We start from the raw sequence: 12,761 nt of genomic DNA on the forward strand, positions 1-12,761 counted from the left end.
GCGCTCGAAAAGGCTAGCACGGACGAGGGAGTGGTTAGGTAGCCAGATACTCCGAGCGAACCTTCGCACCGATACGATCGTCTACCAGTGGGGAAGGGAGGTGCCCGTGGGCGTCATTCAGCGCTTCGAGCGAAGGCTCGAAGGCATGGTCGAAGGAGCCTTCGCCCGGGCCTTCAAGTCGGAGCTGCAGCCGGTCGAGGTGGCCAGTGCTGTGCAGCGCGAGATGGATGACCGGGCCGCGATCGTCGCGCAGGGCCGGACTCTGGTGCCGAACGATTTCGTCGTCGAGATCTCCCAGCAGGACGGGGAGCGGCTTCAGGTGTACGCCGACAGCCTGAGCCAGGAGCTGGCGAATCTGGCGCGGGAGTACGCGAAGGAGCAGGGGTACTCCTTTGTCGGGCCGGTACGCGTGCGTTTCGAGAATGCCGGGGATCTGGCCACGGGCATGTTCCGAATCCGGTCCGGCGTGATCCGGGGCTCGACGGTGGAGGGCGGGGAGATCCGCCGTCCGGTGAGCGATGTTCCGCAGAGCCGGGGCGGGGTGTTCGGGGGCAATCCGCGCCTTCTGGTGACGACGGCGGTGGAGGGCGGTGACGCCACCCAGCGCACTTATGAGATCAATACCCCGGTGACGTTGCTGGGCCGCGGGACGGACTGCGACCTGCGGCTTGTCGATCCAGGCGTATCGCGGCATCATGCCGAGATCCGCGTAGAAGGTCCCGAAATCGCTCTGGTCGATCTAGGGTCGACCAACGGCTCTTTCGTGAACGGCCAACCGATCCGCCGGGTTACCCTCGTCGACGGTTCGCGCGTCACGATGGGCCGGACGACACTGGTGTTCCGCCGCGATAGGGAGTAGCCCCGACTCCGATGTCCCCATTCACCCTCACGCTGATCAAGCTGGCGTTCCTCGCGGTGCTCTGGCTCTTCGTCATCGCGGCCGTCGGCGTGATCCGGGCCGACATGTTCGGTTCGAGGGCCGCCGGCCGGGCGGCCCAGCCTCGCCCCCCGAAGGCGGGCCGGCAGCCCAAGGCGCAGCGTTCGCCGCAGCGCAGCGTCCCGACCAAGCTGGTGGTGGTCCAGGGCGAACGCGCGGGCACCGTCATCGACCTCACCGGGGCCCCGATCACCGTGGGTCGGGCGAATGACTCCACGCTCGTGGTGACCGACGACTACGCTTCCAGCCGGCATGCCCGACTTTTCGCGCAGGACGGTCAGTGGATCGTGGAAGATCTCGGTTCGACCAACGGGACGTATCTGGGCCGCACGAAGGTGTCGAGGCCCATGCCGGTGCCGCCGGGGGTGCCGGTCCGTATCGGTAAGACCGTGATCGAGTTGCGCAAATGACTCTGGGAATCCGCTACGCGGCGCGCTCCGACGTCGGAATGCTGCGCGAGGGCAACGAGGACTCGGCGTACGCGGGGGCGCATCTGCTCGCGGTGGCCGACGGGATGGGCGGCCATGTGGGCGGCGAGATCGCCAGCGCCGCGGCGATCTCGGAGCTGCGCAAGCTGGACAAGGACCTGCCCGCGCCGGAGCTGCTGGCGGCGCTGGAGCACACGGTCAAGGCGGCGAACGAGAACCTGCACCGGATCGTGGAGTCGGATCCGGCGTTGCAGGGCATGGGCACGACGCTGACGGCGATGCTGTGGGCGGGCAACCAGGTCGCGCTGGTGCACATCGGGGACTCGCGCGCGTATCTGCTGCGCGACGGCAGTCTTTTCCAGATCACTCACGATCATACGCTGGTCCAGTCGCTGGTGGACGAGGGGCGTATCAGCCCGGACGAGGCGGCGTCCCATCCGCAGCGTTCGCTGCTGCTGCGGGCGCTGGACGGGCGCGGCGAGGTGGATCCCGACCTGTCGCTGCGCGAGGCGCAGATCGGCGACCGGTACCTGCTGTGCTCGGACGGGCTGTCCAGCGTGATCACCGCCGAGACGATCTTCCAGGTGCTGACGGATGTGGACGACCCGGAGCAGGCGGTCAGGCAGCTGATCGACCTGGCGAACCGGGGCGGCGGCCCGGACAACATCACGTGTGTGGTGGCGGACGTGGTGGAGCTGGGGCCGCATCCTCAGCAGCCGGTGCCGGGCACGGCGGTGGGGGCGGCGGCGAACACGCGGCCGCCGGAGCTGCCGGGCGTGCCGGGCGGCCCGGGCGGTCCGGGGCAGGGCGCCGCGGACACTCCCGCGTCGCGGGCGGCGCAGTTGCGCGACACCCGGCCGCAGCCTCCGGTGGCGGTGGACGAGATGCCGCCGCAGCAGGCCCCGATGCCGATGCCGATGCAGGACCCGCGGACGAGCCCGCCTCCGGCCGGTGCGATGGCGCAGCCGATGCCGCGCCGCGGCGGGGCGATGCGCCGGTGGGCGTGGCTGATGGGCGCGGCCGGCCTGGTGGTGGTCGGTGTCGTGGTGGTCGGCGTGGTGGTGGTGCAGAACCTGCGCAGCGGCTACTACGTGGGGCAGGAGGGCGGCCAGGTCGTCCTCTACCGGGGCACCCCGCAGGAGGTGCCGGTGATCAGCCTGAACAGCAAGGCCGCGGCCAAGGACCAGCCGAACCCGCCGATCATGGTGGCGGACCTGCCGGAGACGCAGCAGCAGGCGGTGCGGGACACCTACGCGGTGGACGGCCCGGCCGACCTGGAGCGGCTGCGCAGCCAGGTGTGCAGGCACGTGCTGGCGGAGGAACGGGGCAAGGTCGTCGTCCTGAAGGGCAAGGGCCAGCGGAACTGCCCGCAGACGAAGGTGAAGGAGAGCGGCATCCCGATCGCCGAGCTGCCCGACAGCGACCGTGCCGCGATCCAGCGTGGGCAGCGGTCGTTCGAGGGGCTCAAGGCGGCCGACGCCGAACTCAGCAGGCTCGACGGGCGTCGTAACGAGTGCAAGTCGAACCGCCCGTCGATAGCGGACTGCCCGGGCGGCGGGGGGCGATCGTAAGTGAACTCCATCGGGGACCGGATCAGGGCGCAGATGCCCTACCAGCGCCGCAACGCGGCCTCGCTGGTGCTGCTGATCTTCGCAATGATCCTGACGCTGTCGGCGTTCGCCGAGGTCGGCCTGGCCCGCGACGGCAGCATCCCCGGCGGGCTGTTCGGGTACGGGGGCGCGCTGGCGGTGCTGGCGCTGGCCGCGTATTTCGTGCAGGCGAAGTTCGCTCCGTTCGCCGATCCGCTGCTGCTGCCCTTGGCGGTGGCGCTGAACGGCATCGGGCTGGCGATGATCTACCGGCTCGACCTGGACACCAGCGCGGACAAGCGGACCGCGCTGCTGGAGGGCACCGCGGCCAAGGACGCGGCGGACGCCCCGTCCCAGTTGATGTGGACGTTCGTGGGCATCGCGATGTTCGTGGCGGCGGTGCTCATCATGCGGGACACCGAGAAGAGCGACGCGCCGCTGTCGTTCACGCCGAAGACCGCGCAGCGCTACACCTACCTGATCGGGCTGGGCGCGATCCTCCTGCTGCTGCTGCCGATCGTGCCGGGCATCGGGCAGACCATCAACGGCGCCCGCGTGTGGATCAACGTGGCCGGGTTCTCGGTGCAGCCGGGCGAGTTCGCCAAGCTCATGCTGGTGGTGTTCTTCGCCGGCTATCTGGTGAACAAGCGCCAGGCGATGTCGCTGATCGGCAAGAAGATCGGGCCGCTGAGCCTGCCGCGCGCCCGTGACCTCGGCCCGATCGTGGTCATCTGGATCTTCTGCCTGGGCGTCCTGTTCGTCCAGAAGGACCTGGGAACGGCGCTGCTGTACTTTGGCCTGTTCGTGTCGATGCTGTACATCGCCACGCAGCGGGTCTCGTGGGTGCTGATCGGCGTGGGGCTGCTGGCGATCGGCATCTTCATCGCCACGCTGCTGCCGTTCATGGGGCACGTGAACCAGCGGATCGACATCTGGCAGAACCCCAAGCCGTACTTCGACGGCGGCTGCCTGATGGAGGACGGCCGGGTCATCCCGGTCAACCCCGACACCGACATCTACAAGCAGGAGCAGGCCCAGGGCAGCGGGGCGCCGGGCCTTTCCGCGTGCGCGAAGCTGGGCGGGGAGTACTCCGACAGCGCGCAGCTCATGAAGGGTCTGTACGCGCTCGGCCAGGGAGGGGTGCTCGGCACCGGCCTCGGCCAGGGCGAGCCGTGGAAGACGCCGCTGTCGTTCAGTGACTTCATCTTCGACTCGCTGGGCGAGGAGCTGGGGCTCACCGGGCTGATGGCGCTGCTGCTGGTCTACGCGTTGATCGTGCAGCGCGGCATGAAGACGGCGCTGGCGGCGCGGGACCCGTTCCTGAAGTTGTTCGCCGGTGGTGTGTCGTTCGTGCTGGCGCTCCAGGTGTTCGTCATCGTCGGAGGTGTCACCAAGCTGATCCCCCTCACCGGTCTGACGACGCCGTTCCTGTCCCAGGGCGGTTCCTCTCTCATGGCCAACTGGATCCTGATCGCGATCCTGGTGCGGATGAGCCACGACGCGCGCAAGCCGGCGCCGCAGGCCATCCAGGATGAGGGCATGACCCAGATCGTGAGCGTGAGGTGACCTTGTCGTGAACCGCGCCTTCCTGTACTCGTCCTACGCCGAGGGGGGCGAGGCGTCATGAACATGGACAAGCCGCTGCGGCGGGTCGCGATCTTCGGGTTGCTGCTGTTCTTCGGGTTGATGGCGCAGATCAACTATGTGCAGGGCAGCCAGGCCGAGGCCCTGCGCACCGACGACAAGAACGCCCGGCAGTACGCGGACGTGTTCAACAACCCGCGCGGGCAGATCATCGCGGGCGGCCAGGTGCTGGTGACGTCCAAGCCGACCGGTAAGGACAACCCGAAGTACGGGCGCGAGTACACGCAGGGGCCGATCTTCTCCCCGGCGACCGGGTTCTTCAACGGCGGCGCGTCCAAGGTCGAGATGGCCTACAACTCGCTGCTGGGCGGCAAGGACAAGCGGATCACGCAGCAGCGCTGGTTCGACACGTTCATCGGCAAGCCGGCCGAGGGCGCGAACGTGGAGCTGACGATCATTCCCGAGGCGCAGCGGGTGGCCTACACCCGGCTGAAGAACAGCACGACCCGCCGGGCGGGCGCCGCGGTGATCGACATCAAGACGGGCGCGATCGTGGTGCTGGCGTCGTTCCCCTCGTTCGACCCGAACGAGGTGGCGCCGCAGACCGGGCTGAAGGGCGGCCGGCGGCTGGAGCAGCTCGAGAACAACCCGGGCGTGATCAAGCCGCTGATCGACAACGCGATGAGCCAGACGTTCCCGCCGGGGTCGTCGTTCAAGACGGTGACGGCGGCGCTGGCGATGGAGCAGATGGGGCTGAGCGCCTCCAGCACCGTCCCGACCGGCCAGCTCATCCTGCCGGAGTCGGGCCGGCCGCTGCCGAACTCCCATGACACCGGCAACTGCGCGGGCAGCGCGCCGCTGCGGGGCGCGTACGCCGAGTCCTGCAACACCACGTTCGGCAAGCTGGCGCTGGACATGGGCATCCAGCGGCTGAACCAGGGGGCCAGCAAGTTCGGGTTCAACCGGAACGTGGAGATCGAGCCGGACCTGTTCGCGGCCCAGAGCGACGTGCCGGTGTCGATCCGCAACCCGCAGACCGGCGAGACCATCCCGACGGGCAAGGACGGGACGGCCCGTTCGGGCATCGGGCAGGAGAACGTGCGGGCCACGCCGCTGCAGATGGCGATGGTGGCGTCCGCGGTCGCCAACGGGGGCACGATCATGAAGCCGTACCTGGTGGAGCGCGTGCGCGCCAAGGACCAGAGCGAGCTGTACAAGGTCGACCCCAAGGAGTACAGCACTCCGATCAAGGAGGACACGGCCGAGCAGCTCCAGGACATGATGCGCGCCGTGGTCTCCCAGGGCACCGGGCGGAACCTGCAGGGCTTCAACATCGCGGGCAAGACCGGCACCGCCGAGCAGGACGGCCCCAACCCGAACTCGCGCTGGTTCGTGGGGTTCGCGCCGAGCGACGAGCCGCGGTACGCGTTCGCCGTCGTCACCGAGGGTGAGGGCGACGGTGGCCCCAACGCGGGTCCGGTGGCCGGGGCGATCATGAATGCGGTGTTGCGGAAGTGAGTCCTGGCCTCGTCCTTGACGACCGGTACCGGCTGGTGGAACGGCTGGCCATCGGGGGGATGGGCGAGGTCTGGAGGGCCGCCGACGACGCGCTGGGCCGGGATGTCGCGGTGAAGCTGTTGCGCCGGGACCTGATGTCGGACGAGGTGGCGCGGCGGCGGTTCCGGTCGGAGGCGCTGTTCGCCGCGTCGCTGCGGCATCCGGGGATCGCGCAGGTGTACGACGCGGGCGTGGGGCACGGCCGGGCGTACCTGGTGATGGAGCTGGTGGCGGGGGAGCCGCTGGCCGAGATCATCGACCGGGAGGGCGCGCTGCCCGCGGACGCGGTGCTGGATCTGGTCGAGCAGTCGGCGCGGGCGCTGAGGGCGGCGCACGACGCCGGGATCGTGCATCGGGACGTCAAGCCCGCCAACCTGATGGTGACGGGCGAGGGCGCCGTCAAGGTCACCGATTTCGGGATCGCGCGCCGGGTGGCGGGGGCCTCGCAGACGCAGACCGGCATGGTGATGGGGACGGCGTACTACCTGTCGCCCGAGCAGGCGTCGGGGCGGGATGTCACCACGGCGTCGGACCTCTACTCGCTCGGGGTGGTGGCGTACGAGTGCCTGACGGGCCGGGTCCCGTTCGACGCGGACACGGCGTTCGCGGTGGCGCTGATGCACGTCCGGGACCTTCCGCCGGAGCTGCCGGGGCGGATCCCGGGGCCGGTGCGCGACCTGGTGAGGGATCTGCTGGCGAAGGATCCCGCGTGGCGTCCGGCCGACGCGGGCGAGACCGCCGACCGGGCTTCGGCCATCCGTGGCTCCGGGGGCGTGATCGGTCCGGGGCTGCGGCGCTGGGCGCGTCGGCCGGGGCATGGCGGGACGGATCGGAGGCCGGCGGGACCGGCGGCGACGAGGCCGGCGGTGGCGCCGCCCGCGGCGGGGCGGTCGCCGGGTGGCGGCCCGGCGCGGCGGGGTCCGGCCCGGCCTCATGGCCTGGACGATCCGTGGCCCGTGCGTGCCGGACGCCCGGGGGTGGGCAGGGGCGTGCCCTCCACGACGGCCGTGCCCTCCGCGACGGCGGGGGTTTCCGCGTACCGTCCGGGCGGGTGGGGACGGGCCGGACGGGACACCGGCGATTTGTACGGATTTGACGAGGACCGTGAAGCGGATAGCCTCACCAGCGCGGAGACGACGGGGCGGCGGCGTGCGGCGCTGACCTATGCTTCGGTCGCGGCGGGGGCACTGTTGCTCGGCGTCGTCGTGGTCGGCACAATGTGGCGTGGTCTCGGTGACACCGAGCCCGACCGGGAGAACCGGGAGCGGCTCCCGGCCGTACAACCGGGTGAGGGAGACCCGGTGCGGCGGAGCCCCGCCGGCCCGGCGACCCGGTCGCATGAACGTCGTGGACGGGAGGCCCCGCCCGTGCCGGACCGCCCGATCCGTCCGACAACGCCCCGCCGTCTTCGCGCGTCCCCATCACACAAGCCAACCAGCAAACCGCCAAGGGCGACTCCCAGCGCCCCTGATCCGACACCGGCAGCGCCGGGGGGCAGCACGACCCCGGCGCCCCCGAGCCCAGGCCCCGCACCTTCCCAAAGCGGGCCCGCTTTTTCCGAAGGCGGGACCTTGGGTTCCGGGGACAAGGTGTAGAGGTACGAGGGAAAGTAACCATATGAGCCAACCTCGGCTGCTCGGCGGCCGCTACGAGCTCGATTCCGTCATCGGGCGCGGCGGCATGGCCGAGGTCTACCGTGCCAGAGACCTGCGCCTCGACCGCGTGGTCGCCGTCAAGACCCTGCGCTCGGACCTGGCCCGCGACCCCACGTTCCAGGCCCGGTTCCGGCGGGAGGCCCAGTCGGCGGCCTCGCTCAACCATCCCTCGGTCATCGCCGTGTACGACACCGGCGAGGACGCCATCGGCGACACCCAGATCCCCTACATCGTGATGGAGTACGTCGACGGCAGCACGCTGCGCGACCTGCTCCGGGAGAACCGGGCGCTGCTGCCGGAGAAGGCGCTGGAGATCACCGACGGGATCCTGCGGGCGCTGGACTACAGTCATCGCGGCGGCATCGTGCACCGCGACATCAAGCCGGCCAACGTGATGCTGACCCGTAACCACGAGGTCAAGGTCATGGACTTCGGCATCGCCCGTGCCATGGCCGACTCGGCGGCGACGATGACGCAGACCGCGCAGGTGATCGGGACCGCGCAGTACCTGTCGCCCGAGCAGGCCAGGGGCGAGCGGGTCGACACCCGCAGCGACATCTACTCCACCGGCTGCGTGCTGTACGAGCTGCTGACCGGGCGCCCGCCGTTCACCGGCGACTCGCCGGTGGCGATCGCCTACCAGCACGTCCGGGAGGAGCCGGTGCCGCCGTCCCAGGTGGACCCGGAGATCCCGCAGTGGGCGGACGCGATCGTCCTGAAGGCGATGGCCAAGAACGCCGACCACCGGTACCAGACCGCGACGGAGTTCCGGCAGGAGATCCAGCGGGCGCTCCAAGGCCAGCCGGTGTCGTCCACCGCGGCCTCGACGATGGTGATGGGTGGCGCCCCGGCGGCGCAGGGCACCCGCGTGATGGGGGCCTATCCGGGAGGCGGCCCGCCCGGCGCCACGCGCGTGCAGCGGCCACCGGGCACCGACTACGGCCTGCCGCCCGTCCGGTACGACGACCGGCGGCCGCAGGCGGACGGCGCCGGCCGCAAGGCCGCGCTGTGGGTGGCCCTCGCCGTGCTGATCATCGGCGGTGCGGGGCTGATCGGCTGGGTGGTCAGCCGCGGGGCGGGCTCCGGCGACGTCACCGTGCCTGCCTCGATCGTGAACGCGTCGCAGTCCGACGCCCGCACCGAGCTGGCCAAGCTGGGCCTTGAGGTGGGCAAGGTCAGCGAGACCTGGAACGACGAGGTCAAGGAGGACCACGTCATCAGCACCGACCCCGCTCCCGGCGCCACCGTCGAGAAGGGGACGGCCATCAACCTGGTGATTTCGAAGGGCAAGAAGCCGCCGCCGCAGGTGGAGGTGCCCGACGTGGCCGGCAAGCCCTATGTCGAGGCGAAGTCGGAGCTGGAGGCCAGGGGCTTCGAGGTCAAGCGGGAGACGGAGACCAACGACACAGTCCCGCGCAACACCGTCATCCGGTCCAATCCCGGGGCGGGGCAGAAGGTGGCGAAGAACTCCAAGGTCACCCTGTACGTGTCGGCGGGTCCGAGCAACATCAAGGTGCCCAACCTGTTCAACACCAGCCGGCGTTCGGCGTGCGGCCAGTTGGAGAACCTCGGGTTGCGGTGCCGTGTGGTGACCGAGCCCGCGCCGCCGGACAAGCAGGTCGCTCCGGGGCAGGTGTTCCAGCACGAGCCGGGACCGGACGCGACCGTCGCGCCGGGCGACACGATCACCATCCATGTGGCCGCGCGTCCGTCGCCGACGCCGACGCAGCCGGGTCCATCCCTCCCGTTCCCCACGCCGGGCAACGGCTGAGCGGGGATCGGACCCCGGACAGCCGAGAGGGCTTCCGCCACTCGGGGGCAATGGCGGAAGCCCTCATCATGGACTTCGGATCATGGGCCGAAGGTGTTACGTGTTCCACCGGAATTTTTTCGGCGGGGGTCAGCCACCGGGAATCGTGGGGCGCTGCCCTGGACTGTGGGCCGGGGAGCTCGGCGTGCCGTTCTGGACGACGCCGTGGTCGAACCTGATCCGCTCCTCCAGCCAGGGGAAGAACGCGTACCAGAGGACGAGGCCCGCCACCAGGATCAGGCCCGCCGCGAGCGCGGTCTTGGCGGGCCAGCGGCCTGGTAGCCGACGCCAGATCCAGGCGTACATCGCGCTCTCCTCTCCGTGTCTACCAGCGTGTCTACCAGCGGGTTCGTCTGTGGGTCCCCCGGCTGCTCAGCGTCCGGTGGTCGGGGTGGCGGCGCGGGGCAGCTCGGCGACCTGACGGCCGAAGATGATCATTCTTCGGGCGGCGGAGTACTTCGGATGGCAGGTGGTCAGCGTGATCAGCTTCTGGGTGGGGCGGGCGCCGGGACGCATCGGCACGGGCGCGGTGACCTCGACCGCGGAGGGCCGGACGATCCGGCGGTCGGTGACCTCGTAGACGTACTGCGTGGAGCGCGTGTCGATCAGGATCCTGTCGCCCTTGCGCAGCTCGCCGGCGCGGTTGAAGGGCGCCGAGTAGGTCGTGCGGTGGCCGGAGACGACGAAGTTGCCGACCTGGCCGGGCAGCGCGCTGCCGGGGTAGTGGCCGGGCCCCTTGCGCAGGTCGTCCTGGTCGACGCCCTCGACGATGACGAAGCGCCAGCCCGAGCCGAAGCGCGGGATGCGGATCATCGCCAGGCCCTTGCCGAGCCGTACCCGCTCGTGCGTGACCTGGGTGGCCTTCCAGGAGCTGAGGAGGTCGCGGCCGAGCCGGTCCTGCTGCTCCCGGGTGTAGCGGCCGGTGCCCCAGAGCTCGTACGTGGCGAACAGCAGGACGATGATCCCGGCGGTGATGCACAGTTCGCCGAGGCCCCGGATGATCAGCCGCAACGCGCGTCCCTCACTTCGCCACCCTCGTCGTCCGGCTTCCCGTGCCCGGCTTCAGCGCGCCCGGCTTCAGCGTGCCCACGGGCTGGGAGGATGCTTCGCCGCGCCGGACACCGTACGCTGCTCACCAGCGACTACGCTAACCGACAAAGCACCCATGTGCGGGCCGTACGTCCGTGCCGTCCGCCCGAGGAGATCGAACCCACCGTGGCCAAGTCCAAAGTGCGCAAGAAGGCCGTCTACACGCCTCCGCAGAAGTCCCAGGCCCCCCAGGTCAGCCCGCGGTGGCTGGTCCCGACGATGATCGCCCTGTGGCTGGTCGGGCTGGCCTGGATCGCCACGTTCTACGTGACGGCCAGCACCGGCACCGACGTGCCGTTCATGTCGGACCTGGGGAACTGGAACCTGGGGATCGGATTCGCCGCCATCATCCTGGGCGTCATCCTGTCGACACGCTGGCGTTGACGGCCGGCGGAGATTTTCCGCCGGCCCGGTCCCCGGGAAGCTCATCCACCAGTGTTATCCACAGGCTGGGGATGACCGGGGGCCTCATCCCCAGCTTGTCCCCAGCTTTTCCACAGGACGCGGCGCAGGAGGCACCACGCGGTGCCGGGCGCCGCGCCTGGAGCGGCGCGTGCCCGGCCATCCGCGTTCCGGGTCAGATCGCTCCGGACGACAGCTCGGCCGTCTTGATCAGTACCAGGGCGGCCAGCAGGACCAGCGTCGCCGCGGACGCGGCGATGTGCACGACCTGCTGATGGGCCCGCGGCGCGTACGCGAACGCGACCGCCAGCAGCGCGCCGACCGCCAGGCCGCCGATATGCCCCTCCCAGGAGATGCTGGGCACCGCGAAGGTGATCACCAGGTTGATCCCGAGCAGGAACACGATCGGGCCGACCTGGCCGCCCAGCCGCCGTCCGATGACGAAGAACGCGCCGAACAGGCCGAAGATGGCGCCGGACGCGCCGACGGCGGCGTCCAGCGGGTCCACCAGGTAGAGCAGGACCGAGCCGCCCAGGCCGGACAGCAGGTACAGCGCCAGGTAGCGCCACCGCCCCAGCACCTGCTCCAGGGACGGGCCGATCGCCCACAGCGCCCACATGTTGAACAGGATGTGGGTGATGCTGAAGGACCCGCCCGTCGGCGGCTGGTGCAGGAACATGGACGTGAACAGCCGGTACCACTGGCCCTCGGCCACGCCGACCGGCTGCCCGCCCGAGGCCCCGAGCCCGAGCATCGCGAACTCGCGGACGACGTCGGTGGAGGCCAACTCGGCGAGGTAGGCCAGGACGCACAGGCCGATCAGGGTGTAGGTGACCACCGGCGTCGCGGACCCCGAGGCGCGGGCGCCGAGCACCGTGCGGGGCTGCCGGATGTCCCTGTTCCCTTCGGAGACGCACTCGACGCACTGGTGCCCCACGGCCGCGTCCCGCATGCACTCCGGGCAGATATAGCGGTCGCATCGGGTGCAGCGGACATAGGTCTCCCGTCCCGGGTGCCGGTAGCAGGTCGGCACCTGGGCCTCGGGTTCGGGGGCGGGTCTGGGGTCTGTGCTCATCTACGGCTCCGAAGACCGGCGGTACGGGGCGGCCCCCCTGGCGTGTCTCACTCTGTACTACGACTGGCGGCGCTCGATCGTCACCGATTCGATGACCACATCGTTGTCCGGGCGGTCGTCCCTGTTGGTCGGCACCGCCGAGATCGCGTCGACCACGTTCGTCCCCTCGATCACCTTCCCGAAGATGGTGTGCTTGCCGGTGAGGTGCTGGGTGTTCTGCACGTTCGTGGTGATGAAGAACTGCGAGCCGTTGGTGCCGGGCCCGGCGTTGGCCATGGCCAGCAGGTACGGCCGGTCGAACTTCAGGCTCGGGTGGAACTCGTCCTGGAACTCGTAGCCGGGGCCGCCGTAGCCCTTCCCGAGCGGGTCGCCGCCCTGGATCATGAAGTTCGGGATCACCCGGTGGAAGATGGTGCCGTTGTAGAGCGGCTCCTGCTTCTTCTCGCCGGTGGCCGGGTGGGTCCAGGTCCGGGTGCCTTCGGCGAGGGACACGAAGTTGTCCACGGTCACCGGGGCCTGGTCCGGGTAGAGCTGCGCGACGATCCTCCCGTGGTTGGTGTGGAGCGTCGCGAAGATCTGTTCAGCCACTGTGGGCCGCCTCCTCCTTGTAGTGCGTATGCGTCGCGATACGTGAT

12 protein-coding genes are annotated in these 12,761 nt (G+C 70.1%); 8 read left to right on the plus strand and 4 right to left on the minus strand.

All coding sequences use genetic code 11. The annotated features are described in order from the left end of the window. Positions 1-106 precede the first annotated feature (106 nt). Genes ACGWYJ_RS08780 through pknB form a run of 7 tightly spaced genes read left to right on the plus strand, consistent with a single transcriptional unit; the run spans position 107 to position 9,521 of the window. Positions 107-859 carry a DUF3662 and FHA domain-containing protein gene (locus tag ACGWYJ_RS08780; protein ID WP_285698971.1) on the plus strand — a complete coding sequence of 251 codons (753 nt, stop codon included), beginning with the start codon at positions 107-109 and terminating at the stop codon, positions 857-859. Positions 860-870: 11 nt separating this feature from the next. Beyond that, positions 871-1,347, plus strand: coding sequence for an FHA domain-containing protein (locus ACGWYJ_RS08785; protein WP_285698972.1), 477 nt, complete (start codon positions 871-873; stop codon positions 1,345-1,347). Then, entirely contained in the window at positions 1,344-2,936 is a 1,593-nt protein-coding gene (locus tag ACGWYJ_RS08790; RefSeq protein ID WP_285698973.1) for a Stp1/IreP family PP2C-type Ser/Thr phosphatase, read from the plus strand. Before ACGWYJ_RS08785 ends, ACGWYJ_RS08790 begins: the two co-directional genes overlap by 4 nt. Next, positions 2,937-4,520 carry an FtsW/RodA/SpoVE family cell cycle protein gene (locus ACGWYJ_RS08795; protein ID WP_395105181.1) on the plus strand — a complete coding sequence of 528 codons (1,584 nt, stop codon included), beginning with the start codon at positions 2,937-2,939 and terminating at the stop codon, positions 4,518-4,520. Between the two features lie 57 nt (positions 4,521-4,577). After that, positions 4,578-6,056, plus strand: a complete 1,479-nt coding sequence (locus ACGWYJ_RS08800) for a peptidoglycan D,D-transpeptidase FtsI family protein (protein WP_395105182.1) — start codon at positions 4,578-4,580, stop codon at positions 6,054-6,056. Beyond that, positions 6,053-7,690, plus strand: coding sequence for a protein kinase (locus tag ACGWYJ_RS08805; RefSeq protein WP_395105183.1), 1,638 nt, complete (start codon positions 6,053-6,055; stop codon positions 7,688-7,690). Before ACGWYJ_RS08800 ends, ACGWYJ_RS08805 begins: the two co-directional genes overlap by 4 nt. A 22-nt stretch (positions 7,691-7,712) precedes the next feature. Further along, the gene (gene pknB / locus ACGWYJ_RS08810) at positions 7,713-9,521 is read left to right on the plus strand and encodes a Stk1 family PASTA domain-containing Ser/Thr kinase (RefSeq protein WP_395105184.1); all 1,809 of its coding nucleotides are present in this window, start codon (positions 7,713-7,715) and stop codon (positions 9,519-9,521) included. Positions 9,522-9,650: 129 nt separating this feature from the next. On the opposite strand, the gene ACGWYJ_RS08815 is transcribed toward pknB, so the two are convergent. Both ACGWYJ_RS08815 and ACGWYJ_RS08820 read right to left on the minus strand, forming a co-directional pair. Continuing rightward, positions 9,651-9,866, minus strand: a complete 216-nt coding sequence (locus tag ACGWYJ_RS08815) for a hypothetical protein (protein WP_395105185.1) — start codon at positions 9,864-9,866, stop codon at positions 9,651-9,653. Positions 9,867-9,932: 66 nt separating this feature from the next. After that, positions 9,933-10,571 (minus strand): class E sortase, encoded by a 639-nt coding sequence (locus ACGWYJ_RS08820; protein ID WP_395105186.1) that lies wholly within the window; start codon positions 10,569-10,571, stop codon positions 9,933-9,935. 204 nt (positions 10,572-10,775) lie between these two features. Between ACGWYJ_RS08820 and ACGWYJ_RS08825 the strand changes: the two genes are divergently transcribed. Further along, positions 10,776-11,033, plus strand: coding sequence for a cell division protein CrgA (locus tag ACGWYJ_RS08825; protein ID WP_285698984.1), 258 nt, complete (start codon positions 10,776-10,778; stop codon positions 11,031-11,033). Between the two features lie 193 nt (positions 11,034-11,226). On the opposite strand, the gene ACGWYJ_RS08830 is transcribed toward ACGWYJ_RS08825, so the two are convergent. Together ACGWYJ_RS08830 and ACGWYJ_RS08835 are read right to left on the minus strand one after the other, a co-directional pair. Beyond that, positions 11,227-12,126: a rhomboid family intramembrane serine protease gene (locus ACGWYJ_RS08830; protein ID WP_395105187.1), complete on the minus strand. Its 900-nt coding sequence runs from the start codon at positions 12,124-12,126 to the stop codon at positions 11,227-11,229. A gap of 57 nt (positions 12,127-12,183) precedes the next feature. Beyond that, positions 12,184-12,714 carry a peptidylprolyl isomerase gene (locus ACGWYJ_RS08835; RefSeq protein WP_395105188.1) on the minus strand — a complete coding sequence of 177 codons (531 nt, stop codon included), beginning with the start codon at positions 12,712-12,714 and terminating at the stop codon, positions 12,184-12,186. Positions 12,715-12,761: the final 47 nt, after the last annotated feature.

The sequence above is a fragment of the Actinomadura sp. SCN-SB genome (genome assembly GCF_043906805.1).
Lineage (GTDB): Bacteria > Actinomycetota > Actinomycetes > Streptosporangiales > Streptosporangiaceae > Spirillospora.